Annotated in this window: 18 protein-coding genes; 7 read left to right on the forward strand and 11 right to left on the reverse strand. The window is 62.0% G+C overall.

From position 1 onward, the window contains the following. Nucleotides 1-471: 471 nt before the first annotated feature. From NEI07_RS01850 to NEI07_RS01860, 3 genes are read left to right on the forward strand one after another with little or no spacing between them, the layout of a single operon-like run. Nucleotides 472-1404, forward strand: coding sequence for a polyprenyl synthetase family protein (locus NEI07_RS01850; RefSeq protein ID WP_256032331.1), 933 nt, complete (start codon nucleotides 472-474; stop codon nucleotides 1402-1404). Nucleotides 1405-1415: 11 nt separating this feature from the next. After that, nucleotides 1416-2129 (forward strand): DUF1345 domain-containing protein, encoded by a 714-nt coding sequence (locus NEI07_RS01855; RefSeq protein WP_256032332.1) that lies wholly within the window; start codon nucleotides 1416-1418, stop codon nucleotides 2127-2129. Nucleotides 2130-2136: 7 nt separating this feature from the next. Next, nucleotides 2137-3441: an MFS transporter gene (locus NEI07_RS01860; protein WP_256032333.1), complete on the forward strand. Its 1305-nt coding sequence runs from the start codon at nucleotides 2137-2139 to the stop codon at nucleotides 3439-3441. Nucleotides 3442-3761: 320 nt separating this feature from the next. Here NEI07_RS01860 and NEI07_RS01865 read toward each other — a convergent pair whose 3' ends face one another. The 8 genes from NEI07_RS01865 to nikR form a co-directional block, all read right to left on the reverse strand. After that, nucleotides 3762-3947 (reverse strand): type II toxin-antitoxin system HicA family toxin, encoded by a 186-nt coding sequence (locus NEI07_RS01865; protein ID WP_256032334.1) that lies wholly within the window; start codon nucleotides 3945-3947, stop codon nucleotides 3762-3764. Beyond that, nucleotides 3947-4186 carry a DUF1902 domain-containing protein gene (locus NEI07_RS01870; RefSeq protein ID WP_256032335.1) on the reverse strand — a complete coding sequence of 80 codons (240 nt, stop codon included), beginning with the start codon at nucleotides 4184-4186 and terminating at the stop codon, nucleotides 3947-3949. Before NEI07_RS01870 ends, NEI07_RS01865 begins: the two co-directional genes overlap by 1 nt. A 26-nt stretch (nucleotides 4187-4212) precedes the next feature. Next, complete coding sequence (gene rpoD / locus NEI07_RS01875; RefSeq protein ID WP_256032336.1) at nucleotides 4213-6228, reverse strand: RNA polymerase sigma factor RpoD; 2016 nt, start codon at nucleotides 6226-6228, stop codon at nucleotides 4213-4215. 198 nt (nucleotides 6229-6426) lie between these two features. Then, nucleotides 6427-8331, reverse strand: coding sequence for a DNA primase (gene dnaG, locus NEI07_RS01880; RefSeq protein WP_256032337.1), 1905 nt, complete (start codon nucleotides 8329-8331; stop codon nucleotides 6427-6429). 98 nt (nucleotides 8332-8429) lie between these two features. Beyond that, nucleotides 8430-8981: an RES family NAD+ phosphorylase gene (locus NEI07_RS01885; RefSeq protein WP_256032338.1), complete on the reverse strand. Its 552-nt coding sequence runs from the start codon at nucleotides 8979-8981 to the stop codon at nucleotides 8430-8432. Beyond that, nucleotides 8982-9320: an antitoxin Xre/MbcA/ParS toxin-binding domain-containing protein gene (locus NEI07_RS01890; RefSeq protein ID WP_256032339.1), complete on the reverse strand. Its 339-nt coding sequence runs from the start codon at nucleotides 9318-9320 to the stop codon at nucleotides 8982-8984. It abuts the gene before it with no gap. 204 nt (nucleotides 9321-9524) lie between these two features. Next, nucleotides 9525-11942, reverse strand: a complete 2418-nt coding sequence (locus tag NEI07_RS01895) for a TonB-dependent receptor (protein WP_256032342.1) — start codon at nucleotides 11940-11942, stop codon at nucleotides 9525-9527. Nucleotides 11943-12068: 126 nt separating this feature from the next. Further along, nucleotides 12069-12536 (reverse strand): nickel-responsive transcriptional regulator NikR, encoded by a 468-nt coding sequence (gene nikR, locus NEI07_RS01900; protein ID WP_256032343.1) that lies wholly within the window; start codon nucleotides 12534-12536, stop codon nucleotides 12069-12071. A 1018-nt stretch (nucleotides 12537-13554) separates the two neighbouring features. Between nikR and NEI07_RS01905 the strand changes: the two genes are divergently transcribed. From NEI07_RS01905 to NEI07_RS01915, 3 genes are read left to right on the forward strand one after another with little or no spacing between them, the layout of a single operon-like run. Next, complete coding sequence (locus NEI07_RS01905) at nucleotides 13555-15822, forward strand: TOMM precursor leader peptide-binding protein (RefSeq protein WP_256032344.1); 2268 nt, start codon at nucleotides 13555-13557, stop codon at nucleotides 15820-15822. Then, entirely contained in the window at nucleotides 15794-17269 is a 1476-nt protein-coding gene (locus NEI07_RS01910) for a SagB/ThcOx family dehydrogenase (RefSeq protein ID WP_256032345.1), read from the forward strand. Before NEI07_RS01905 ends, NEI07_RS01910 begins: the two co-directional genes overlap by 29 nt. A 48-nt stretch (nucleotides 17270-17317) precedes the next feature. Next, nucleotides 17318-18895, forward strand: coding sequence for an amidase (locus tag NEI07_RS01915; protein ID WP_256032346.1), 1578 nt, complete (start codon nucleotides 17318-17320; stop codon nucleotides 18893-18895). 46 nt (nucleotides 18896-18941) lie between these two features. On the opposite strand, the gene NEI07_RS01920 is transcribed toward NEI07_RS01915, so the two are convergent. From NEI07_RS01920 to NEI07_RS01930, 3 genes are all read right to left on the reverse strand, one after another. Beyond that, nucleotides 18942-20402 (reverse strand): glycosyl transferase family protein, encoded by a 1461-nt coding sequence (locus NEI07_RS01920; RefSeq protein ID WP_256032347.1) that lies wholly within the window; start codon nucleotides 20400-20402, stop codon nucleotides 18942-18944. Next, on the reverse strand, nucleotides 20387-21520 hold the full coding sequence (gene wecB, locus NEI07_RS01925) for a non-hydrolyzing UDP-N-acetylglucosamine 2-epimerase (RefSeq protein WP_256032348.1): 1134 nt from the start codon (nucleotides 21518-21520) through the stop codon (nucleotides 20387-20389). The genes NEI07_RS01920 and wecB overlap by 16 nt, the downstream gene beginning before the upstream one ends. 179 nt (nucleotides 21521-21699) lie before the next feature. Further along, complete coding sequence (locus NEI07_RS01930; RefSeq protein WP_256032349.1) at nucleotides 21700-21855, reverse strand: hypothetical protein; 156 nt, start codon at nucleotides 21853-21855, stop codon at nucleotides 21700-21702. A gap of 296 nt (nucleotides 21856-22151) precedes the next feature. On the opposite strand from NEI07_RS01930, the gene NEI07_RS01935 reads away from it, so the two are divergent. Then, on the forward strand, nucleotides 22152-25181 hold the full coding sequence (locus tag NEI07_RS01935; protein WP_256032350.1) for a bacteriophage N4 adsorption protein A: 3030 nt from the start codon (nucleotides 22152-22154) through the stop codon (nucleotides 25179-25181). Nucleotides 25182-25209 lie beyond the last annotated feature (28 nt).

Below are 25209 nucleotides of genomic sequence, written 5' to 3' on the forward strand. Positions count from 1 at the left end.
AGCGCGCCGATGCCCGCGCCGCCAAGTCCGCCGATCACGGCGCCGCCTGCTGCGCGTTCACCGGGAGTATTGCACGCCGTAAGCGGCGCGGCCGCCGCCAGGGCGGTCGTCAGCAGCAGAACTTTCTTCATGCGTTTCTCCTAAGGGTGACGCTGGATCGTCCGCGTCCAGGCGAAGCGGCGCCGGACCAGTCCGTTCATATGCGCGTCGCGAAAGTCTGTATGACGCCACGGGCCGACGGCCGCTTGGGTAAGCCGCAAGCCGCATTGGCGTCGGGGCGGAGTTTAATAAAAGCCGTCTGCGATGACTGTCGCAAAAATACAACATCGTGCGAGTTTCAGGCGTTCGCCGCTGAGGAAAAGACCGAAAGCCGACGAGTTTTCGCCATAAAGGAGCGCGCACGGCGCCCTTGGGGTTGGACCGTAAATTTGCTAGCAGCCACTGTCGTTTGCTTTGAAGGACATCGCTCTCATGGATGCAGCCGCATGCGCCGAGGAATTTAGGCGTCGTCTCGACGCCGCCGCCGACGCCGCCGAATCTGCGCTCGACGCGCTGCTCGCGCCTGCGCCGCTTCCCGGCGAGATCGCCCGTCCCGCGCGCCTTCTCGAAGCGATGCGCTATTCTTCACTCGGCGGCGGCAAGCGGCTGCGGCCCTTTCTCGTGATCGAATCCGCGCGACTCTTTGGCGTCGTCGGCGAGGCGGCGCTGCGCACCGCCTGCGCGCTAGAAATGATTCATTGCTATTCGCTCGTCCATGACGACTTGCCGGCGATGGACGATGACGATCTGCGCCGCGGCCGGCCGACGACTCATAAGGCCTTCGACGAGGCGATGGCGATCCTCGCGGGCGACGGGCTCCTGACCTACGCGTTCGATGTCGTCGCCGATCCGAAGACGCATCAAGACGCTGGCGTGCGCGCGGCGCTGGTGCTCGCTTTGGCCCGCGCGGCAGGGCTTGGCGGGATGGTCGGCGGACAGGCGCTCGACCTTGCCGCTGAAACCGCGGCGACGCCGCTCACGCTCGAAGCAACCTTGCAGATGCAGGCGATGAAGACCGGCGCTCTCTTGCGTTTCGCCGTCGACGCCGGAGGCATCCTTGGCGGCGCTTCAGCGTCGCAGGCGCGTGCGCTGACGCGCTATGGCGAAGCGCTCGGCGCCGCTTTTCAAATTGCTGACGACATTCTTGACGCAGAGGGCGACAGCGCTGCGCTTGGCAAGCGCGCGGGCAAAGACGCCGAACGCGGCAAGGCGACTCTTGTCGGCCTTCTCGGTCTCGACGCCGCGCGCGCGCGGCGCGACTCGCTGGTCGCCGAGGCGACGGCGGCGCTGCGCGAAGCAGGACTGGGAGAGGGAACCGACATTCTGGCGGAGGCCGCCCGTTTCGTCGCCGCGCGGCGCAACTGAGGAATCGCGCGATGTCACGACAAGGAGTAAGGAGCCGGCCGCGCGCCTCGGCCATTCTGGCGCCGTTTCGTGTTATTCGCGCGCGCCCGCAGCTCTTTCTCAGTCTCGCGCTCGGTCTCCTGGTCGGATTTATTCTGCCGCAGGCGATGCAGCCGGTCGCACGCGCGCTCGTCGCATGGAACGTGGTCGCGCTGTGCTATTTTGCGCTCGACTACCTGCTCGTCGCCGGCGCCACTCATGAAACAATTCGCGAGCGCGCCCAAATTCTCGACGAAGGCCGCGTCGTGATGCTGTTGCTGACCACGGCGATCGCCACCGCCTCATTTGGAGCGGTGGTCATCGAGCTTGGTTCAGTGAAGTCGATGGAAGGCTGGGAAAAGGGCGCCGCGATTGCGCTCACCATCATCACGGTGCTGAATTCCTGGCTGTTCCTGCACCTGACCTTCGCCTTTCATTATGCGCATGAATTCTATTTCGAGGAAGAGCACGACTCGCAAGAGCCGCCCGCCGCAAGAGGCGGACTGCATTTTCCCAACACCAGGATGCCGCAATACGTCGACTTCCTGTATTTTTCCTACGTTATCGGCGTCGCCTTTCAGACCGCCGACATCGAAACCTGCTCGTCGCCGATGAGACTGCTCGTGGCGATCCATGGCATCGTCGCCTTCTTCTACAACACCACGATCCTCGCGCTGATGGTAAACGTCGCCAGCCAACTGGTCTGAAGAAAACATGCATGACGTGGCGATCGATCTTAAAGGCGAAGCGGCGCGGCTGCGGGCGATATTGATCGGCTCGGTCGGCAACCTCGTCGAATGGTACGACTTTTACGTCTATTCGGCCTTTTCGCTTTACTTCGTCGACTCGTTCTTTCCTGGCGAAGATCCCCTCGCGCAGATGATGTCGGCCTCCGGCGTCTTTGCGCTGGGCTTCTTGATGCGGCCGATCGGCGCCTATGTCTTCGGCCGGATCGGGGACGGGCGCGGCCGACGCGCCGCGCTGATGCTCTCGGTGCTGCTGATGTGTCTGGGCTCGCTGCTCATCGCGCTCGCGCCGACCTATGCGACGATCGGCGTCGGCGCGCCGGCGACGCTGCTCCTGGCGCGCCTCGTTCAGGGCGTCAGTCTTGGCGGCGAATATGGTTCGAGCGCGACCTATCTCGCCGAGATGGCGCATCCCGAGCGCCGCGGTTTCTATTCGAGCTTTCAATATGTGACGATGATCGCCGGCCAATTGCTGGCGCTTTGCGTGCTGCTCATTTTGCAGAATGTCGCGCTCGACGCTCAGGCGCTGCGCGACTGGGGCTGGCGCATCCCGTTCGCCTTCGGCGCGCTGCTCGCGATCGTGGCGCTTGTCATGCGCCGCGACCTTGTCGAGACGCCCGCCTTCAAAGCCTCCCGCGCCGAACGGCGGCGCGGATCTCTCAGCGCGCTCCTCGCGCATAAGCGCGAGACGGCGACGGTCGTTGGACTGACGCTCGGCGGCACCATCGCCTTCTATGTCTATACGACCTACATGCAAAAATTCTTGAAGCTCTCCGTCGGGCTGAGCGACGCTGAGACGACGTGGATCGCGGCCGGCTCGCTTCTCTTCGCGCTCTGTCTTCAACCGATCTACGGCGCCTTGTCGGACCGCGTCGGCCGTCGGCCGATGCTGATCGCCTTCGGCGTGCTGGGAACGATCTTCACCGCGCCTCTATTGTCAGCCATTCAGAATGCGCGCTCCGCATGGATCGCCTTTGCGCTCATCTGCTGCGCTTGGCTGATCGTCGCGCTCTATACGTCGATCAACGCCGTCGTGAAGGCCGAACTCTTTCCGGCGGCGATCCGCGTTACCGGCGTGGCTTTGCCGTATGCGGCGACGGTGTCGCTCTTTGGCGGTTCGGCGGAATATGTCGCGCTCTGGTTCAAGGCGCATGGGCATGAGAGTTGGTTCTTCTACTATGCGAGCGCGGCGATTTTCATCTCGCTCATCGTCTATGCGACGATGCCGGACACGAAGACGAGTTCGCGCATTGAGCGGGACGAAGAAATTTAGCGTGATCTAAAAATATCGGACCGAATGTCATTCCCGATGCGCGCTTTGCGCGCGATCTGGAAGCCAGAGCCCCAACAAGTCTCGTAGAGTTTGCTCTGGATTCCCGGTCAGGCTGCCGCCTGCCGGGAATGACACGTCACTCTGAGCAGCATTCTGAAGCAGTCATATCTGGAGGAGAGCCGTGATGCGTTACGCGGTCGTGATCGAAAAGGCGGGCGATAATTATTCAGCCATGTGCCTCAGATCCTGAAGCAGGCAGGTTCGGCCTTGGTCTGCGCAATCATTTCCGTATGAAATGAAGACCGACTCAGCGTGATCGTTCAAAACGCCTTTTTCAGTCCCGCCTGACGCAAAAAAGCATTGGCCGTATGGCGGCCGCGAACCGCGAAATTTCGTCCGGTGACGGGACTACGCCAAATTTCGTGACTTCCCTTTCCCTGGCGCACCATGATGCATCCTGCGGCGCGCAATAAATCGCGCAAGGGACGATCGAACTGCGGCGCCATCACGCGACCGCCCGTTCAACCTCGCGCAGCGCGGAAATCTGCAAATATACCGATGCCGGGTCGACGCCGGGATGATTGTCCGCCAGCAAGTCGAGCGTCATGGCCGATATCTTCACGACTAGTTCGTCGAGCGTTGGAGCGTCGGCCGCCGCCGGAATTTCATCGCAATGGCCACTCCAGACCGAAGCCGCGTCATCCCATGCCGCGGAAATCGTGAAAATGACCGGTTTCGTTGTCATCCCTTGCTTCTCCGCCGCGCGTCGCGTCAATTATCCAGGAAGCTCCGCAGTTTCCGGCTCCTTGACGGATGCTTCAGCTTCCGCAGCGCCTTCGCCTCGATCTGACGGATGCGCTCGCGCGTCACCGAGAACTGCTGGCCGACTTCTTCCAGCGTGTGGTCGGTGTTCATGCCGATGCCAAAGCGCATGCGCAGCACGCGTTCCTCGCGCGGCGTCAGCGAGGAGAGAACGCGCGTCGTCGTCTCGCGCAGATTCGACTGGATCGCCGCCTCGATCGGCAGCACGGCGTTCTTGTCCTCGATGAAATCCCCAAGATGCGAATCTTCCTCATCGCCAATTGGCGTCTCGAGCGAGATCGGCTCTTTGGCGATTTTGAGAACTTTGCGCACTTTCTCGAGCGGCATGGCGAGCTTTTCGGAAAGTTCCTCGGGCGTCGGCTCGCGTCCGATCTCATGCAGCATCTGGCGCGAGGTGCGCACGATCTTGTTGATCGTCTCGATCATATGCACGGGAATGCGGATCGTGCGCGCCTGGTCGGCGATCGAGCGGGTGATCGCCTGGCGAATCCACCATGTCGCATAGGTGGAGAATTTATAGCCGCGGCGATATTCGAATTTATCGACGGCCTTCATCAGACCGATGTTGCCTTCCTGGATGAGGTCGAGGAATTGCAGGCCGCGATTGGTGTATTTCTTGGCGATGGAGATCACGAGACGCAGATTCGCCTCGACCATTTCCTTTTTCGCCTGCCGGGCTTCGCGCTCGCCCTTTTGCACCATATGCACGATCTTGCGGAACTCGGAGATTTCCAGTCCCGTCTCGGTCGCAAGCGCATGAATGTCGGCGCGCAGATCCTTGATGCGATCCTTATCCGCCGCGACGAATTCCCTCCAGCCCTTGGAGCCGAGCTTGGCGACGCGCATGACCCATTTGGGATCGAGTTCCGAGCCGTGGAACTTGTCGATGAAATCTTCGCGCATCACGCCGTGGCTGTCGGCGAGCCGCAGGAGCTTCGTCTCATAGCCGATGAGTCGCTTGTTGATGTCGTAAAGCTGTTCAACCAGCGCTTCGATGCGGTTCTGGTTCAGCGACAGCGATTTGACGTCGGCGACGATTTCCTTCTTGAGCGTCTTGTATTTGCGCTCCTGAGCGGGCGTCAGGGTCTCGTTCTTGAGCTTGTTCTCGACGTTTTGATCCTGAAGTCGGCGCAGCTTCTTATAGGCGTCGGCGATGCGCGCGAAGGTTTCGAGGACTTTCGGCTTCAGCTCCAATTCCATTGCGGACAGCGACACGGAGTTTTCCATGTCGTCTTCTTCCTCGAATGTTTCTTCGGCGGGCGGGACGTCCTCCTGCAGCCCGGCGGGAGGGGTGCGCGGCGCCGTCGCCGGCGCCAGGTCGGCCGCAGGCGCCGACTCAGCGGTCTTTGCCGCCTTGCCCTCGGGGCCGGCGTAAGTCGCCTCGAGATCGATGATGTCGCGCAGCAAGACCTTGCCAGCTTCCAACTCCTCGCGCCAGATGATGATCGCCTGGAAGGTCAGCGGGCTCTCGCAGAGCCCGGCGATCATCGCCTCGCGCCCGGCCTCGATGCGCTTGGCGATGGCGATTTCGCCTTCTCGCGACAGAAGTTCGACCGAGCCCATCTCGCGCAGATACATGCGCACGGGGTCGTCGGTGCGATCGGCGGGTTCCGACGTGCGCGTCGCCACCGCGGTCGCGCGCGGGCTCTCGACGAGTTCGCCGCCTTCGGGTTCTTCCTCTTCGGCGGCTTGTTCCTCAGCCTCGACGTCGTCCGGATCGTCGCCTTCGGAGACGGTGATGCCCATTTCCGAGAGCATCGCGTAGACGTCCTCGATCTGATCCGACGACACTTCCTCGGACGGCAGCACCGCGTTCAGTTCGGCATAGGTGACGAAGCCGCGTTTTTTCGCGAGCTTGATCATCCGCTTGACGGCGGCGTCGTTGAGATCGAGAAGCGGTCCGTCGGAAGCCTCCGTCGCCGCTACGGTTTCGTTCTCGACCTTAGTTTCGTCTTTCTTCGCCATCCACAAGCTCCAAACGCCTCGCCCCGGATCGGCTCCCCGAACCAGGCAAGGCGCAAGTTTTCCAAAAATAGCCAGAGAGGCCGGCCCTCTCTACGCCAAAGCGCGGCAAGCGGACGAAAAGCCCGGCCGACCGCACCAAACCCTCGCACCGCCCGCTAGCGGCGCGCTTTCCGTCCCCTCTTCACCCCCGCGCTGACTTCACAAGTTCCGCGACGGCCGGCCGGAAAGCGATCCATATCCTTCCACCGCTGCTTCTGCGCCATCTAGCGCCGACAACTGAGTCTGAATATCCTTCAGTCGCGCATTATTCCGCTCGTTGGGGTTCTCGGCTAGCAGAGCTTGCACCGCGCGCAACTCTCTATTTAACGCCAATGATCTGCGATGCAAGGCGAAAGCCTGTCGCAGGCTCTCGCCGGCGTCCGCCGCCGCAGCCTCGGGGCGCACGCTCCAGAGCGTCGAATGGGCGGCCATCGCCTCGAGCCGCGCGACCGTCCGCGCAAGTCCAAGCGACGCCAAAAACGGGTGAAGCTCAAGCTTCTCGCCCGCGCTGCTTTCCGCGAATCGCAAGAGCGCATCGCGCAAGTCGCGCGCCTCGGCGGACTCAAGATCAAGCGTCGCCAGATCCTCCGCACGGGAGTCGATGAGATCTGGATGATTAATGAGAATCAAAAGGATAAGCGCCTCGCGCGGCGCAATCCCTGACTTGACGCCGCGAAACAGCGGCGAATTCGCCAGGTCTGGACCAATGGTCATGGGGCCCTCGTCGGAAGCGCGCCGGCGACCGCTCGCGCCGCGCCGCGCGGCGTCTGGGCGTCGAAACTGCCCGCGCCGGTCGCGGCTGAAGAGGCGGTCCAGCCGCTGCGCCAGCTCCTGGAGGTAATGACGTCGCAGATCGTCGTCGCCAATCTGACCGACGATCTCGCGCAGCCGCCGCTCGAGCGCCGCGCGGCGCTCCGGCGTGTCGAGCGTCGCCGCGTCGGTCTCGCGCATCCACAGAAGATCGACGAGCGGCAGCGGGTGGTTCAGAGCTTCCGCAAGCGCCTCCGCCCCGCTTGAGCGCAGCAGTTCGTCAGGATCCTGGCCGTCCGGCAGAAGGACGAATCGCAGCGATCGCCCGGGGCCAATCAGCGGCAGCGCCGTATCGACCGCGCGAAAGGCCGCTTTCAAGCCGGCCTTATCGCCGTCGAAGCAGAGGATCGGCTCCTCGGCCAGGCGCCAGAGCAGGGCGCATTGTTCGGGAGTCAACGCCGTGCCAAGGGGGGCGACGGCGTTAGGGAAGCCCGCGGCGGCCAGCGCGATGACGTCGACATAGCCCTCGACGGCGATCACCGCGCCGGTTTCATGGGCGGCCTTGCGGGCGTTATGCAGATTGTAGAGCGTCGCGCCCTTGTGAAAGAGCGGCGTCTCGGGGGAGTTCAGATATTTCGCCTGGGCGTCGGCCTCCAGCGCGCGTCCGCCAAAGGCGATGACCCGTCCGGCGCGGTCGCAGATCGGGAACATCACCCGATTGCGGAACCTATCGTAGGGAACCGCGATATCTTCGCCATGGACGAGCAGGCCCGCCTCGATCATCGTTTCAACGCTTGCGCCCTTGGCGGCGAGGTGATCGCGCAGCGCATGACGCTCTGGCGGCGCAAAACCCAAGCGAAATTTTTCGCGCGCGGCTAAGGAAATCTGTCTGCGGTCGAGATAGGCGCGCGCTTCGCGACCCGCGGCGCCGGCGAGCTGCTTTTCGAAAAAGACCGCCGCCGCCTCAAGCGCCTCGTCAAGCGTCGCGCGCCGCTGGTCCTGTTCCTGCTGCTCTTTGGTCTCGACTGGCAGGGGGAGCCCCGCGAGCGCCGCCAGTCGCTCCACCGCCTCGGGGAACGAGAGCCCCTCCGTCTCCATGACAAAATCGAAAATGTTGCCGTTCTTCCCCGCGGAGAAGTCGAACCAGCGCATCTTCTGGTCGTTGACGTAAAAGGAGGGGGTCTTTTCGGCGTTGAAGGGCGACAGGCCTCGCCACTCCCGGCCTTCCTTCCGAAGCTTCACCTTCTGGCGCACGACCTCGGAGACGGGCAGGCGCGCCCGTATCTCGTCGAGGAAGGATGGGGAAAAGCGCATCGTGGTTGCGAACCTCTGAAAGAAGCATTCATCTTAGCGCAATGCGCACGGGAGACCGCGTATTTGCCCCGCTATCCACTTCGGATAGCAGTTTGCCCTCACTTTCTGCTCATACGCCTCCAAGCGCCCCAATCGATAGATTCGCCCTCAGTTTCGATAAGCGTGATCCCGCCTGACGCAATGCGGTCGGTAAAAAGTACCGCGTTTAGGCAATCCCAGCGGGCGCTCGGCGCGACGAGCCCGTCGAAACCCAAAAAATAGGCGGCGTCTGCGATCGCTTGCGTTTTCGTGTAATCGCGTTCGCGGTAGCGCTTAACGTCCACGCCGAGCTTGGCGAGAGTCGGTAGATCGGCGAGCCGCAGCGTCGCCTTGGCGTCGATCGCCAATCTGTGCACGAAGGAGCGAATTTTCGAAGGAAACACGGGTTGTAAGTTCAACAGCGCATGGATTTCCGCGAGCGCCCCCTCGCGCTCGAGCGATGTGTAGAGAACGTCGAAGTTCCCATCGCACCAGCGACTGCGCGTCGCGGCTCCAAGAGTCGGCTCACGCCCTTCTCGCGCCACGCGCCAAACAGGCTGCGCGAAAGGCTTCCGCTTGAAAGCGTCGATCGCGTCGAGAAGGTCAAGATCGCGAGCGCGACGTTCGGTCATTTACAGATAGGCGCCTGAATCGAGGGCTTCGATCACGGCAAGCACCTCCTGGGTGCGGCCGGCGTTAATAAGATCGATGGCGCGTTCGCCCTTCAGCATCGGATGGCTCGCATGAAGCCATAGCCGCGTTTCCTCCGGCGAATAAAAGTCGGCGAGGCGGTCAACGACATAGCGCAGTTCGGCGATGACCGTCTGCGTGCGCAAATCCGGCGTCGCCTTGCCGCTCGACCAGCGCGACACGGTCGCCGGCGAGACGGCGACAATGTTGGCGATATCCTTGCCCTGAAGCCCGCCGTCCTCGCGCAGATGGTCTAAAACTTTACGCACTGCAGTAGACATTATTCGAACTCGGCTCTTCTAACTCCGGTCGCGCGTGACCGCCTCATCTCCACGGACCTCGTCATTGACGAACTGAGCGCTTGGCGCTTCGCCAATATCGGAGTCGACATAGCGGCCTCCGGAGGCGTCTGAAAGGCATAATTGCATATTGATTTCACAAAATCAATTCTTGAAATTACATCCAACTTATCCGCCGCGGCTCAGTCAGTCCGGCACGACCCGCAAAGGCGCGGAAAAGTCGGGCAGCGCATCGAAATTCAGCGGCCCGCTAAACGTCAAACGCACGGCTGTGGGCTCCAGCGGCTTGAAATGCCGGTCCATCACCCCGACGCCGCAGACCGCGCCCGGCGCGACGCCATTGACGCAGGCCGAATAAAGCGGATCGGTCGGCAGTAGCGAGCCATAGCCATAGGTGATTTGATCCGACCGTGAATTGAACACGTTGAACGCATCGACCTGCAGCCGCCAGCCGTCCGCCCAGCGATAGCCGAGCCGCGCGCTCAAGGTGCCCGTCACAGGAGACTGGAGATAGCCGTCTTCGGTCAGCGGGCGAGAGCCGATGTAGCGATATTTCAGCGCGCCGAACCAACCCGTCGCTTCGCCGATTTCAAGCCCGCCCAGCGCTGTAACGCCAACGGAATTTTGCAGATAATTGCCCGGCGCGTTTCCTAAAAACGTTCCATAGGGCAGAGCCTCGGGCGTGAGCAGGTCGAGCCAGGCGAGCGTTTGCAGCTGATCCACGCCGCGATAGCGCGCATGCACCAGCGCCACGTCGCCGTCGAAGCTGATCCACGAGACCGGCCGATAATGATTGGCGATTTCGATGCCGTAGCGGCGGCTCGGTCGGCCGAAAGTCGTGGTGCCGCTGTCGCCCTCGAACTGGTTCTCGGAATCGAGATTGAGCCAGAAGAAGCTCACGCTCGAATCAAGTCCCTCGATATATTTGGTGCGCCAGCCGATCTCCGCGCCGCGTGACTTCACCAGAAGCGGAATGGAGGAGACCCCAAGGAAGCCGTCGGTGTCGGAAAGCTCCGACGCCGAGAAGCTCTGCACGGCGCCGCGCGCGTCTGTGGAATGGAATCCCTCGCCATAGTTGAAATAGAATTCCGTCTTCTGGAAAGGCCCCACGATAATCGAGGCCTTGGGGCTGAACAGCGACGCATCCTTCGAGCCGCTGTTGAACGGCCCCGTCCAGAGGAAGGCCGGCAGCCCCTCGCTGGTCGCGATCACCGGGGCGCCCAGAAGGCTCTGCAGCGAATTGACGTTGGCGTTGTAATAGTCGAAACGGCCGCCGGTCACCGTGCGCAGCCATGGCGACCACTGCACCGTCGTGTCCGTCCACACGCTGACGCTGCCTTCGCCGACCGCATCATTGCGCACCGTGTCATAGGGCGTGCGCCGGAAACTGTTCTGCAGGCCGAGTCGAATGTCGTCGTAACGACTTTGTAGGCCGACGCGAGTCTGGACCGGAAGACCAAAACTGTCCCACTTGATCGCATGCTCGGCGTTGACGCCCAGCATGGTGCGCCGATCGAATTGGCGGAACTGGTCGCCAAGAGTTTGATTGGCGAGGTAGTAGGTGAAGTTGTTGTAGAGATCGAGCGTCGAATGCATGACGTAGAGTTCGACGCGAGAGGCGTGATTGCCCTCCGTCTGGCTCCAGCGGCCAGAGAGCGAGAAGCGGGTGGTGTCGCCGCCGTCGGTCGGGTCCAGCGTCCCCCAGAGCGATTTCAACCCGCTGTAGACTGCTCGCTCCGGAATCTGGTCAGTCGAATACCATTTGTTGGCGTAGCCCATAAAGGTGACGGCGGCGCCATCGAGCTGCGTGCCGCGCGCCCAGCGCAGCACGCTGTTGATGCGGTGCAGATTGTCGCCGCGCTCCCAGGGTCCATTATAATATTGCGCCTCGACGGCGCCGTAGGCGGAGCCTCCGGCGAAATCCTGGTAGGGCACGACGGCCAGCGCCCGCCCATAGCCGAAGCTTCCGCCAGTGAGCTGGTAGAAGCCTTTGTCGATCTTGTCCTTATACTGCAGATAGATAGAGCCGGCAGAGGAGAAGTCCCCGTCCTGCGCGTCGTAAGGCCCTTTGCGCGCCAGCACATAGGCGAGAAGTTCGGGAATGAGGAAATTCGCGTCGGCATATCCCTGTCCATGGCCATGGGTGCGCATATTGAGCGGCATGCCGTCGAGATAGAGCGCGAGGTCGGTGCCGTGATCGAGGTTGAAGCCGCGTAGGAAATATTGATTGGCCTTGCCGTCGCCGCTGTGCTGCGTGACGACAAGACCTGGCACGATTTCAAGCGCCTCGCCGGGTTGCTTGAAGGGCAGCGCGTTCACTTCCTTGCCGGTGAAGAATTTCTCGCTCGACGAGGTGATTGGCGGCGGTTGCGGTCCCGTCGGCTCAGCTGGGGGGCGACTGACAGCGGCGACGACCGGCGACGGGCGCGCCGAAGTGACGATGCGCGTCCCCGATGCCGTGTGCACATGGGGAACGGTCACGGTGCGCCGCTGCCCGCCAACGTCGATTTTCGGCAGGGAAATCATATGCGCATGAGCTTCCGCGCCCAGAAGAACGAAGCCGACGACGGAGGAGACGGAGGTCGCGAGGCGGCGGCGGCTCATTTGGTGGGTTCCCGTACATGCGCGCTTTTGTGATTTTTTTAGAAAATTGTCTTACGCGATGCGTTGGGTCAATTGGCTCGAAACAATTTGCCGAAAGCGTTGCCGATTTGCCACAGACGACGCGCTCTAGCTGGAATGGTGCGGGTGGCGGCCCGTCGTGTGACGATCGAGGTGGGGCGCTTCGCCCTGCTCGAGACCCGCCGGCAAGACGACGAGCTGCCCGTATCGAACGCCGCGCTCGCCGATCACATGGCCGGCGAAGTGCTCGACATCCGTCTTCTGGCCTTTAAGCAGCGACACTTCGAGACAGGTCGCCTCATCCATGTGCACGTGCAGCGTCGCGATCGACATGTCGGCGTGAGAGTGATGGTCATGCATCAGCTTTTTCGACAGCTGCCGCGTTTCGTGGTCGTAGACGTAAACGAGCGCCGCCATGCAGGGGCGGGCGCTGTCATCGGCTTCGGGCGTTTTGAGCAGCCCTGCGCGGACGAGATCGCGGACGGCCTCGGAGCGATTTCGATGGCCGCCTGCCTCCATATACTGATCGAGCGCGCTCATCAGCTCTTCGTCGATCGTTATCGTTACGCGCTGCATATGACGGCTCCGGCTGTTCGCGCCTCCGCCATGCGGTCCAACCCAGCACAAATCCGGTAGCGCGACCGTTAGTTCATTACGCCAAGGCGCATAGGCCGCCAATAGTCATCGTCGGCGGTCCGAAGCCGGCCGTTAGCTCAGCAGTTCCGGCGGCCAACATGTTTCTTGATCGCGCGGCCTCGGATGCGGTTCACCGCCGTGTCGCGCGTTGCCAAAGAGGCGATACGTCGGATCGACTGAACCAATAAGGAGAGGCGGTCCATGACGTTAACGATGTGAACATTGAAGATGCGCGGGAAGGCGTTGGCGTGCTCATGCGTAGCCGGCTTCATTTGATCGGCGATCGCAAAGGCGTCTCGCCTTTTATCGGATGAGTAGTATTGACCAACACGCGAGGAGCGCTATTGTCTGCATCCGTGCGGTTTTTCAGATTTTTTGGGAGGAGTCTATGGCGCGTTCATCGGACAACCCACAGAACAAACATCGAGGCAAGAAAGCCCTCGGCGTGATGGGTGTATCTTTGTCGCTCGCAGGCGCTGCCTGCGTGGATAGTTCTCCTGCTGACGCGTCGACGGCTCCGACCACGAGCCGGACGCGTACGATCGACCTCCGCGAACAGGAAGTGTTCGACGTGGGGCTGAATTCGTTCCGCCTTTTCGATCGCGAAGAAGTCCCGGCCGTCAAGACCGAACAGGTCGCTTGGTGGTGGGGATGCCGTGGCTGTCGCGGCTGTGGCTGTCGCGGCTGCGGATGCCGGGGCTGTGGCTGTCGCGGCTGTGGCTGCCGTGGTTGCGGTTAACGCATCGTTGCACATTTGACGGCTGAGCGGCCGGTCTCGATAGGCCGCCAGCGCTTCGGGCCGATGCCGAAGGCCGAGGCGAGGCGTGCAGTTTGGTCGTGCGGAGCATTTACATAGTGTTCCGCGCGCGTCTGTGGGTCTAGGTTCGTCTCTCGGATTCCTGAATCGAACAATCTCGTCGCTCCTGGGCGCGACGAGACGGGGGCGCGCGACAGCCAAATGACGATTGACGTATCTAAACCGCTTGCGCCGAAGCCGATTTCACAAGAGCGGTTAGGCGACGCCCTTCGATTCTCGCCCAATTTTTCTGTCTATGTCCTGCCGCCTGACGCTGTCTGTCTCTATTCGGAGGACAGAAAGTTTTTCCTTCGTGGCGCGCTCTATTGCGCGCTGGCCGAGCGGATCGGCGCGGGAGAGGACGCCGACGCCATACGCAAGGCGCTCTCCGCAGAGTTTCCCGTCGACGCAATAGACGAAGCCTTCAAGCGGCTGCTCGATCGCCGCTTCGTCGTCCCGACGCATGCATCCGATGGCGTTGCAGCGGCCTATTGGGCGAGTCTCGGCCTGCAGCCCGACGTCGCCGCGAAAAATCTGCAGAAGGTCTCCGTTCAGATCGAAGCCATCGGGATCGGCGGCGCGCGGGCGCTAGAGGAGGCGCTGGACGTTTTCGGCGTCAGGGTGGTGAAGCGTGGAGGCGATCTGACCATCGCGCTGGTCGGCGATTATCTCGAAAGCCAGCTCGCGGAATTCAACCGCCGGCGGCTCGAGAAGAAGCAGGACTGGCTGCTGGTGCAGCCTTCCGGCGTTTTCCCGCTGGTCGGCCCGATCTTCAGCCCGGGCAAGAGCGCCTGCTGGAGATGCCTCGCCGATCGCATGAACTGGAATCGACAGGTCAAGGCGTTCTTGGGCCGCAAGGAGGCGCGCTGCGTCGCTGTCTCGCCGCTCGGCGCCCATCCGCTCGGCCTGAGCGGCGTTGGCCTCGCCGCCGCGGAGATCGCGAAGGCGATCGCCAGCGACTTCCGCACCGATCTGCACCAGCATATCGTGAGCCTGGATCTGATGGGCTCGACGGTCGCCCGTCATTATGTGCCCGCGCGGCCGCAATGCCCAAGCTGCGGCGACCCCGAGTTGCGCGATCCCGCGCGAACGCCTGCGCCTATCCCGCTGCATGCCGGCAGCGCGAGCGTCGTCACGAGCGGGGGCTACAGATCGGTCGCGCCTGGCGACACTCTTGCCCGCAATCGCAAGCACGTAAGCCCCCTGACCGGCGTCGTGTCGCATCTTGATCGGATCAAGAGCCAACAGCCGCTCGATGCGAGCTTTGTCGCCAGACACAATTTTTCGCCGCGCCCCGAAACTGTCGACGCCCTACAGGCCGGGCTGAGCGGAGACAGCTATGGCAAGGGCAGCGTCGCCGAACAGGGCGAGGCCAGCGCGCTGATGGAGGCGATCGAGCGCTACTGCGGGATTTTCCAGGGCGACGAGATCAGGACGGTCAGACGGTTTACGGATTTCCCGGCCGGCGAGGCGATCCTGCCCAACGACATCCTGCTTTATAGCGACGCGCAATATGAGCAGGGCGCGAAAAGCGGCGGCTGCGGCGAGGGCGCACAGCGCTTCGATCCCGCTGCGGAGACGGAATGGTCGCCCGTGTGGTCGCTGCGCGACGAATGCTTCAAATACATTCCCACCGGCCTTCTGTATTTCTTCCACGAGTCCGGCTGCGCGAATCAGATCAGCGCCGATTCAAACGGTTGCGCGGCGGGCAATACGATCGAGGAAGCCATCATTCAGGGTTTCCTCGAACTCATTGAGCGGGACGCATATGCGATCTGGTGGTACAACCGTTTGCGTCGTCCGGAGATTGATCTCGACAAGCTCGGCGACAGCTATGTGCGCGACCTGCGCGCCGTTTTCGCCAGAATGGGCCGCGATGTCTGGGCGCTGGACGTAACGAGCGATCTTGGCATCCCCGTCGTCGTCGCCGTCGCCCATTGGATCGAGAATGGACGGGAATATATCGAAGTCGCGGCGGGCGCCCATTTCGATCCAAGGATCGCGACGCTGCGCGCCATGACCGAGCTCAACCAGTTTCTGGCCATCGAGAGCCTCGGCGGCCGCCCCGAGTTCGGGCCCGACGACGATTATGGAAGCGACCCTCTGCCGTTGCGTAAGCACGCCTATTTGCGACCGCAAGGAAAGGCGTCGTTCGGTCGGTCGCGGTTCAAGAATTTCGCCCAACTCGACGGCCGCGACCAGGTGCTGGCCTGCGTCAAGCTCGCCGCGCGGGCTGGACATGATTTTCTCGTCCTCGATCAGACGCGTCCGGATATTGATGTGCCCGTGGTTCGGGTGATTGTTCCGGGACTGCGGCATTTCTATCGCCGCTTCGGCCCCGGCCGTCTCTACGACGTGCCCATCGCGCTGGGTCTGCGCAAGCGGCCGGTGCGCGAAGCCGATGTCAACCCTTTGTTCCCCCGTACCTAATTTGCTGAGCGAAACCTCCCAACCGCCCGCGCCGCCGGCACGGCTCTTCGCGCGACTCAATCCTGGCGTCACGCTCGAGCGCAACGCCACGGGCGGCGTCTCCGCCCTTTTCGACGGTCGCGCCGTGGAGTTCGGAAAATTTGGCGACGATGTCACGGAGCGCGTCGCCGACTTCGAGACGGGCGTGGCGTTCGATGGGGCGCGGGACGGGGAGACGAGCGAACTCGTCCGGCGGCTGGCGCTTTACGGACTCGTTGAATATCGCCTGGCGCGCGGGCCGAGCGGTCCCGATCTCATCGTCGTCGAGCCGCAGATGCGCGATTATGCGCCACGGATGATCGAGATCGACGAGGATTGCGCTCTGGCGCTGTCGCGCTTCGCCTATATGCGGCGGCGCGGCGACGACATGGTGCTCGAGTCGCCGCGCGCATGCGCGCTCTTCCGACTGTGCGATCCGAGCGTCGCAGCAATGATCGCGCATCTGTCGCAGGCGCGTAAGGTGAGAGAGCTTCGCGCCTTGGCCGACTTTCCGGGAGTCGAGCTGCTGGCGCTGCTCCTCGATAGCCAGATTCTGTTCACGCCCGGTCCGGGCGCCGACAAAGCGCCGCGCGCAGCCGAAGGCGACGACGATCTCGTTTTATGGGACTTCCACGATCTACTGTTCCACGCCCGCAGCACGAATGGACGTCACGCCAATCCCTCCGGCGGGATCTATGCCCATGCGCATCTCGCAGCGCTGCCGCCCGCGATACGGCCGAGCTGGCCAGGACCGGCGATCGACTTGACCTCGCTTGATGCGGCGTCGCCTTCGGCTTTTGCAACATTACTGCGGCGCCGACACTCGACTCGCGCCTTCGATGAGCAGCGCCCGATCACGCTGGCGGAGGTGGCGCGGCTGCTCGATGGCGCCGCAAGAATCATATCGCGAGAGCGCGCGCCCGACGAAGGCCAGGATGAGCCGGAGTTGGAGATCGCGCCTCGCCCCTATCCGTCAGGCGGCGCGAGCTACGAATTGGAGCTCTATCTCGCCGTTGATAGATGTGAGGGCTTGGCGCGCGGCTTTTATCATTACGACGCCAGCCGCCACGCTCTTGTTTTGATCGAGACGAAGGCGCATTGGCTTACGGCGATGCTGGAGGACGCGCAATTCGCCATGGGCGCGCCGGCGGTCCCGCAAGTCCTCGTCACTATGGCGGCGCGTTTTAGCCGCGTGTCCTGGAAATACAGCGGCTTCGCCTATGCGCTTGTTCTGAAACATGTCGGCGTGGTGATGCAGACGCTCTATCTGATGGCCGCCGAGATGGAGATGGGCGCCTGCGCGATTGGCGTCGGCGACATCGACCTCTTTGCGAAAATGACGGGCCTCGCGTTTCACGTCGAAGGGTCGGTCGGCCAGATCGCCATGGGACGCGGCGTTCAAAGCGATTCAACGCCGCTCGCCGATTGACGGCGAGTCGCCAGCGCGACTGACTGATCGGCGGTCACGGATCGTCCAATGACTGGCGCATCACGACGCGATGTTTTGATCGGCGCAGGGACAACCGCTCTGGCGGCCGCCGCCGCCCCATGGTCGCGCGGGGCGTTGGCTCAGAAGACCCATTCCCTTCCCGTATCGGAGTGGGATTACTGCACGATCAAAGATCTCCTGGCCGCGTTGCGGGCGCGAAAGACGTCCGCGCTGGAGCTCGCGGATCACGCGATCGCGCGCATTGAGACGGCGGACCGGCGCGTCAATGCCGTCGTTGCCCGAGACTTCGAACGCGCGCGCGAGGCGGCCAAGGCGGCCGATGTCGCGCTGTCTCGCGGAGAAAGGGGCGCATTGCTTGGCGTCCCGATGACGGTAAAAGAATCCTTCAACATTGCTGGACTGCCGACGACCTGGGGAGACCCGCAGTTCAAGCGCTTCATGCCCCAAGAAGACGCCTTGGCCGTCGCGCGCTTAAAACATGCGGGCGCCGTCATCCTCGGCAAGACCAATGTGCCGCTGATGCTGAGCGATTGGCAGACCTACAACGACATTTACGGCACAACCAACAATCCTTGGAATCTTCGGCTCACGCCAGGGGGATCCTCGGGCGGCTCGGCGGCGGCGCTTGCTTGCGGTTTCGGGCCGCTGTCGATCGGCTCCGACCGTGGCGGCTCGTTGCGCGCGCCAGCCCATTATTGCGGCGTCTATGCGCATAAGCCGACAGCGGGTCTTGTGCCTAATCGCGGACTGACGCCGCCGGGCGCGCCGCCCTTGCCGCGCGACTGCGATCTCGGGGTTGTCGGTCCAATGGCCAGAAGCGCTGCGGACCTCGCGCTTGCGCTCGATGTGATCGCAGGACCCGACGAGGAACGCGCCGGCGCCGGCTACCGGCTGGCTTTGCGCCCCGCTCGGCACGACACCCTCAAGGACTTCCGTGTTCTCGTCATCGACACGCATCCGCTTGGCCGTACCGCGGGCGTGGTGAGGGCGGCGCTTGGTCGATTGTCGGAGCGGCTCGTCGGTGCGGGGGCCAAACTCGCGCACGCGAGTCCCTTGCTGCCCGACCTTGCCGAATCGGCGCGTCTCTATGTTCGGCTGCTGTCCGCCTTTTGGGGCGCGGATTTACGCCCCAGCGTCTACGCCAGGCTTCGCGGCGCGGCCGCAGCGCTGTCGCCGAGAAACCGGAGCCTCGCGGCCGAACGTACGCGCGGCGCGGTCATCAGCCATCGGGATTGGCTCACGGCCGACGGGGCGCGGAGCGCGCTTCAGGAGCGCTGGCGAGAATTCTTTCGCGAATGGGACGTCGTGCTCTGCCCGGCGATGCCGACGCCCGCTTTTCCGCACGATCATTCGCCGATCGAGTCGCGGCGCATCGAGATCGACGGCCGATCCTACGCCTACCTCGACGCCCAAATTGTGTGGGCGGAGCTTGCCACCACCGCCGGCCTCCCGGCGACCGTGGCGCCGATCGATCGAACCGAGTCCGGCTCTCCGATTGGCGTGCAGATCATAGGACCTTACCTTGAAGATCGCACCACGATCGGCTTCGCCGAACTCCTTGAGCGGGAGTTCGGCAGTTTCGCGCCTCCGCCGGACTATGCGTAAATCATTAGCGCGTCAGCAAGGCCGCCATCCACCCAGATGCTTCAATTTAAGCTTGAACTGCTTCAGCATTTTGGGCGGGAATGGTGTGGCTCGTTTTGTCCCAATTCAACGGTTCTCCGCGCACTTTGTGGCGCCAAACGAAAATATAGAGCGCGCGCAATGCCGAAGAGAAATTAATGAAGTTCGAGAAAACGACCCTCGGCGACGACATCAACCCTTGGCCAAACCCATAGATCGACGTCGTAAAGATCATTCGCTGGACGAGCCGGTTGATGAGCAGGACGACATTGACGAAGAACAGCAGCCGCAGGGTAGGGTTGAGCATTGCGTAGCCGGCGATGAGCCATTCTTCGCTCACTGTTCCAAGAACAAGGATCGCAACCGCGTTGAAAGCGAGGAAATAGGCCACGACGGCGATGATGCCGGACAGGATGCCCTTGCGATCGCGTAGAAAAAAGATCCTCTCGGTAATCGTGTTCCCCCAGCCGAGCTTCGCGGCTCCCTGGAATCCGATTCCCAGAAGCCAGCGCGCGCGCTGGCGGTAGGCGGCCCGGTATTCGCTCGGAAAATTTTCTCTCGTCGCGATCGCGAGCGGCGTTGCGATCCGTTGCACCTGATCGGTCCCGAGCGGAATATCGAGCGTATAGGGGGCTTCATTGAGAACGAACGCGGACTTCAAGCCAAGCGATTTCATCGCGAAGGCGACGTCGTAGTCCTCCGTCAAAGCGATCGGGTCGAACACCTCGCCCCGACGCCACGACTTCAGAGCTTCGATCGCTCTACGGCTGAAGCATGCGGCCACGCCGGCGCACGGAACAACGCCTGTAAGACGCTGCCGGACAAACAGATCCTTATTATGAAACTCCGCGAATTCATCCATATAGGTGCCCGCGGTCATCTGAAAGGGCGAGCGCCTGAAGGAATATACGGGGATCTGGATGAAATCGAAGCTGGCGAGGAGCGCGCTGAATAGCGAAAATTCCAGCGGATGAATAACATCCTCGCTGTCGTGGAGCACAAATCCCTCAAACTTTATGTTTGAGGCTTTCTCATATTCGCCGATTTCCGCGATGACCGCATTGAGACAATCGGCTTTTGTCGTCGGCCCATCATGCGGACCGATGACAAGACGGATATTTTCTGGAAGTTCCGCCGCCGCCCTCAGCACTTCCAGCTGAGTCGCGGCGTCATTGGGATAGGCGCCAACAAAAAAAACCGTCGTCGCGGAATGGACGGCGTTGGTCTTCAACATTTCGTAGATGACAGCCTCTTCGCGCCAGGCCGGCACCATGACTGCGAGGGGGCGTTGCCGCTGCTCAAGCAGCGCCTGTTCAGAAAACTGAAATCGTTCGGCGCGGATCCTTCCTGAAAGTCTCATAAGCCAGTAAACAACGTCGATGAAGACATCGTCGAGGCTGTAAAGAATAATGGCGACGCCAAAAACAATGAAAAGTCCCACGAGCGCATCGACGTAGGCGACGGTGGCGTCGGTCAGGTCAAAAAACATGGGTCGTCCTTAAGCTCTTCAGCCTCGCGTGTTCGGCAGATTGAGCGCGCGTCGGACTTTTTGTTTGTGCGCCTTGCCGCTAAGGGCGGCAAGGCGAAGCGCTGAAGCAGCCTAGGCCGCCGACAATGCTGGAATCGCGCGCACCAGTCGCGCACGCATCGCGCCGGATCGTCGCAAAGCTGAGAGATCGCGCTCGACACCGCGGCGGAGTTTGTGCCGACCACGCGAACCGCGCCGGCGCGAACCGCCTCAGGCCGTTCGGTGGTATTCCTCAGCACGAGGACGGGTTTGCCCAGCGCGGGCGCTTCCTCCTGGAGGCCGCCGCTGTCCGTGACGACAATCCAGCTTCTCTTCAGCGCCGCGACCATGTCGGCGTATTCGATCGCATCCGTAACCACGATGCGCGGATGGTCGCCAAGAATCCGGCGCGCCGGCTCATGAGCCTTCGGATTGGGATGGCTGACGAAAAACACCCCGAGGTCGTCATGCCGGTCGACCGCCGTCCTTATGCCCCGTAGCGCGTTTTCAATGGGCGCTCCGAAGCTCTCCCGCCTGTGCGCCGTTGCGAGAATGACTCGCGGCAAATTCGGAAACCCCTTCGGGGCAGGCAATTTGTGCGCCGCCATCTGCAGCAAGGCGTCAATGCCGGTATTGCCCGTGACGAGACAGTCGTCAGGGGCGACGCCTTCTCGCAGGAGATTATTGAGCGACGCTGAGGTCGGCGCGAAATGCATGGCCGCGGTCAGCCCGGCGATTCGCCTGTTGAGTTCTTCCGGATAGGGATCGTTGAGCTTTCCCGTGCGGAGACCCGCCTCTATGTGCATGAAAGGCACGTTCATGTGAAACGCGGCGAGCGACACGACCGCAACCGACGTCGTGTCGCCCTGGGCGATGACGCAGTCAGGTCGAACTTCTTCAATCACGCGATCCATCTCGGCCATCACCTTGCCGAACAGCTCGTTCAGCGAGCCGTTTCGACGTTCGAGGTCCAGCCGGCGCGAAGGAACCACGCCAAAATCCTTTAGGGCTCCTTCGACGACATCAGCATGCTGGCCGGTCGTCACCACGTAGGGAAATGCCCAATCCGAACGATTGAGTTCGGCGATGACAGGGCCCATCTTGATGGCTTCGGGTCGCGTCCCAACGATGCATAAACAGCAAAGTTTTGATTGAGTTAGGCGACTCTCGCTTTTCATGAGGTTTGTCAACTCGTTCATCTCAACTCTGCTCAGGGATGCCAGTTTAGTGGCCTGTATAATTTAGAATTTCCGAGCTGTCGAATGAACATTTCGACATCTTAGCGGCCGATAAAAAAAGCTATTCCGATAAAGGAGATAGATAAACCTAGCACCATCAGTGCGACGGCTCCCGCCGCGCCAAAAAAAAACGCTCCGATGAATCCGGCGAGGGATATCAATGTAAACAGCACGAGGATTAACACCATAAGTTGCATTTGGCTTCTGCTCCTATATCGGCGGCGAAGTTGGTTTCCGTGTACAAACCTTCTGGGCGCCCCCATCGGCCTAAGTATTAATTTTAAATTAAGTTTCTAGTGCGAATCAAAACATAGGAATGCGGCGACCTTGGGAAGAGTCAGCGCCCCAAATTCAACGCGCCTCCGCCCGATTTTGCTTCATTCACGGTTGTAGGTTAGCAAAAACAATACGTTTCGTTCCTGATTCGCGTGAGCGCGTTCGAAGATTCCGATGTCGGAATCTTCGGCTTTTGCAACGCTGATGGAGCGCAATCGTGCGGCGGGTTTTTCGAAGGCCTTGCGCAACAATCCTTTTTTTGGCGCTGGCGCTCGCGTCCACGACGCCAACCGCTGCTCGCGCTGGAGACAACGACGGCGTTCGCGAGGAGCCGCGGCCAGGCCAGCCCGGCTACCAAGAGCTTGCCCTGGCGTTCGCGCGTCTGGCCAAGGGCGATTACGATGCCGCCCTCAAATACGCGCAGCGCGCGCGAAGCCTCGCGCCCAATTACGAGATGCCTGTCCGCCTGCTGGCCGACATTCTGAACAAATTGGGGCGAATTGGCGAGGCGGTTGACGTTATTAACGACTTTGTCGCCAGCCATAAGCATTCTATGGCGTTGATCGCCCAGCGCGGTCATCTGCGCAAGCGACTCATGGACGTCGCCGGCGCCGAGGCGGATCTGCGCAGCGCACGAGACAGCGGCGCGTTGACCCAAGAGCAGGCCGCCGCGGTCGACGTCGCGCTCTTCGACCTTGCAATGAGCGCCGCATATAAGGACTTCAACGAGTCTCGGCTGAATGAAGCCATAGAGAAGGCGCGAGCGGCGCGCGAACTGGACAAAAATGCGGAAGCTCCCGTCGGGCTTATCGCCGAAGCTTTTAGCCGACAGGGCCGGGCTCAGGCGGCTCTCGACGAGTTGAATCGCTATATTTCGCAGAATAAGGCGAGCGGGCGCCTTCTCGCCCAGCGCGGATATTTGCGTCGCGCCATGCAGGACTTGAAAGGCGCGGCGGCGGATTTCGAAGCCGCGCTCGCCGCGCCCGACATTGAGCCAAGCCAAACGTTGCCGTTGCGCAACGCGCTCGCAGAAGCTGTCAAGGCTGAGCATGATAGCATTATGCAAGCTGAACTTGCGCAGGTTTACGCAGCGATCGCGAAACGCGATTACGCTCGGGCGGTGAAGGCGGCGCGCGACCTGCGCGCGAAATATCCGAACGCCGAAGCGCCGCTATTTGCGCTCATGACGGCCTTGACCAAATCCCGGCAGGCTAAAGCCGCGGTAAAAGAAGCGGATGCCTTCATCAAGGACAATAAGCCGAGTTCGACGTTGCTCGCGCAGCGCGGGTACAGCCGGCGCGCGATTGGAGACCTGAGCGGTGCCATTGCGGACTTTCGGGATGCGCTCGCGCAGCCGGATATCGAGCCCGCGCAAGTGAAGAGGCTAAAACTTGCGCTTGCGGAGGCGGAACGCGCGAGTGAACCTGGCGGTTCTCAGGTCGGCGCGCAGGCGACGCCTCTGCAGCAAGCGCTTAACAGCGGCTATGACGCGCTGAAAGTGGGGCGGCTGGACGAGGCTGTGCGTGCGGCAAGAGAGGCGCATGATCTCGATCCCCAAGCGGAGGAGCCTATTCTCCTCCTCTTGACGGCGCTCCTTCGCCAAGGGTGCAAAGCTGAGGCGCTTGCGGAAGCGAACCGCTACCTTGCGTCTTTCCCGCAAAGCCCAGGGGTTCTTGCACAGCGCGGGTTCATGCGTCGGCAGGCCAAGGATGTGAGCGGCGCCGCCGCAGATTTCGAGCAGGCCTTGAAATATGACCTGCCGGCCGATCAGAAGCTCAACGTCACGCGGGCGCTTGACGAGGCGCGCTACACGCTCGTCGCCGAAAAGGCCTTCAAGGCTCTGGCCGCTCGGGATTGGGTGAGCGCGCTGCGTTATGGCAGGGCGGCGGAGGCTTTCCCCCGCGCCGACGAGGCCGTTTTTCGCGTGACGATCGCCGCGCTTGCAGGGCTTGGCCACACGGCGGAGGCGTTACGGGCGTCAAACGCGCTCATCGCACGCGGCAAGGCCACGGGCCAAGCCTATGCGCAAAGGGCCTATCTTCGTAAGACTCTCGGAGACGTCGCTGGCGCGCTTGCGGACTTTGTGACAGCGATTGACCGGGGAGGTTTGCCTCCGGCGCAAAGAGTGGCGGTCGAACTCGAAATCGCTACCGCCAGGTCGTCTGCATTCGAAAAACAGGGTGATGTGACGCGCGCGGGCGCCGAGCTCGTCAACTTCACGCACACGCATCCTGACTACGCTGCCGGATGGTCGACGCTTGGCCAATTTTATGCGCGTCAAAAGGAATATGCCGCCGCCGTCGCGGCCTTTGAGAATAGCCTCGCGCTCGAGCGCAGCGGCGAAGTGTTGCTGAACGCTGGCTATGCGAGCGTCTATGTCGATCGCTCTAAGGAGTCGCAGTTCTTTCGAGAAGCGCTCGACCGCTGGTCGAGCGATGCCTCACTCAAAGCCCGGCCGGCCCGCGATCGAGAGGTGATCAGAACGCAGGTTGTCGAGGCGGATGCGAGCGTTCGCACCAATGTGGTGTTCAACGGCATCGCCGATCGTCGAAAACGCTGGGGCGGGCATCAACTTCAGCCGAGCTTTGAAACGGTCATCCGATTCGATGGGCGCTACCTGCCGTACATATTTGGCCTCGAGGGTTTGATCGGCGGCTTTTGGTCCCAGGACCAGACGCGCTTCACCGAGAGCTATTCGCGGCTCGGTTTGCGCTTGCGTCCCTTCGACGGCGTCAATTTCTCGGTGAGCGCTGAGTGGCAGCACTATTTCACGCGAAACGCGCCGTTCAATCAGCTGGCCTTGTCATGGGGCTATGGCTACGGCGGATTCGCCTATTCGAGCGCCCCAAGCGCGGGAGCGGCGGGCGCGATCGAACCGACAGACATGAGCTATCCCCATGAGACGACATGGCAGCCGCTGACGAGCTTTGCGACCTATGGCACCTACAGGGCCGGCGAGCGTCGGTATCTGCAGAACGCGGTGGGTTTGCTTGGCTATTCCTACTGGGACGCTGACTCCCGCGTCGTGCTCGGGGCGGCTGCAATGGGCATGGCGACATATGATAGCGCGGACACCCGCCGATTTGCCTTTGGGGTGGGTCCGGCGCTGGTCGCGCGCACATGGCTGGGCGGAGATTTCTATCGCGCCTTTGACGGCATCTTGACTGCACAAATTGGCTATTTGTTCCCTTTCGGGGAGAGCCGCCGTCAAGGCGGTCTCAACGCGACAATCGGAATTTCCTTTTGACGGCATGCATATCCGGGGTCCGCATCTG

This window comes from Methylocystis suflitae (assembly GCF_024448135.1).
GTDB lineage: Bacteria > Pseudomonadota > Alphaproteobacteria > Rhizobiales > Beijerinckiaceae > Methylocystis > Methylocystis suflitae.

Bases quoted from the DNA above. Each gene is read 5' to 3' on its own strand.
- NEI07_RS01850 (WP_256032331.1), top strand. From the start codon at position 472: ATGGATGCAGCCGCATGCGCCGAGGAATTTAGGCGTCGTCTCGACGCC.
- NEI07_RS01855 (WP_256032332.1), top strand. From the start codon at position 1,416: ATGTCACGACAAGGAGTAAGGAGCCGGCCGCGCGCCTCGGCCATTCTG.
- NEI07_RS01860 (WP_256032333.1), top strand. From the start codon at position 2,137: ATGCATGACGTGGCGATCGATCTTAAAGGCGAAGCGGCGCGGCTGCGG.
- NEI07_RS01865 (WP_256032334.1), bottom strand. From the start codon at position 3,947: ATGGCGCCGCAGTTCGATCGTCCCTTGCGCGATTTATTGCGCGCCGCA.
- NEI07_RS01870 (WP_256032335.1), bottom strand. From the start codon at position 4,186: ATGACAACGAAACCGGTCATTTTCACGATTTCCGCGGCATGGGATGAC.
- rpoD (WP_256032336.1), bottom strand. From the start codon at position 6,228: ATGGCGAAGAAAGACGAAACTAAGGTCGAGAACGAAACCGTAGCGGCG.
- dnaG (WP_256032337.1), bottom strand. From the start codon at position 8,331: ATGCGCTTTTCCCCATCCTTCCTCGACGAGATACGGGCGCGCCTGCCC.
- NEI07_RS01885 (WP_256032338.1), bottom strand. From the start codon at position 8,981: ATGACCGAACGTCGCGCTCGCGATCTTGACCTTCTCGACGCGATCGAC.
- NEI07_RS01890 (WP_256032339.1), bottom strand. From the start codon at position 9,320: ATGTCTACTGCAGTGCGTAAAGTTTTAGACCATCTGCGCGAGGACGGC.
- NEI07_RS01895 (WP_256032342.1), bottom strand. From the start codon at position 11,942: ATGAGCCGCCGCCGCCTCGCGACCTCCGTCTCCTCCGTCGTCGGCTTC.
- nikR (WP_256032343.1), bottom strand. From the start codon at position 12,536: ATGCAGCGCGTAACGATAACGATCGACGAAGAGCTGATGAGCGCGCTC.
- NEI07_RS01905 (WP_256032344.1), top strand. From the start codon at position 13,555: ATGACGATTGACGTATCTAAACCGCTTGCGCCGAAGCCGATTTCACAA.
- NEI07_RS01910 (WP_256032345.1), top strand. From the start codon at position 15,794: ATGTCAACCCTTTGTTCCCCCGTACCTAATTTGCTGAGCGAAACCTCC.
- NEI07_RS01915 (WP_256032346.1), top strand. From the start codon at position 17,318: ATGACTGGCGCATCACGACGCGATGTTTTGATCGGCGCAGGGACAACC.
- NEI07_RS01920 (WP_256032347.1), bottom strand. From the start codon at position 20,402: ATGTTTTTTGACCTGACCGACGCCACCGTCGCCTACGTCGATGCGCTC.
- wecB (WP_256032348.1), bottom strand. From the start codon at position 21,520: ATGGGCCCTGTCATCGCCGAACTCAATCGTTCGGATTGGGCATTTCCC.
- NEI07_RS01930 (WP_256032349.1), bottom strand. From the start codon at position 21,855: ATGCAACTTATGGTGTTAATCCTCGTGCTGTTTACATTGATATCCCTC.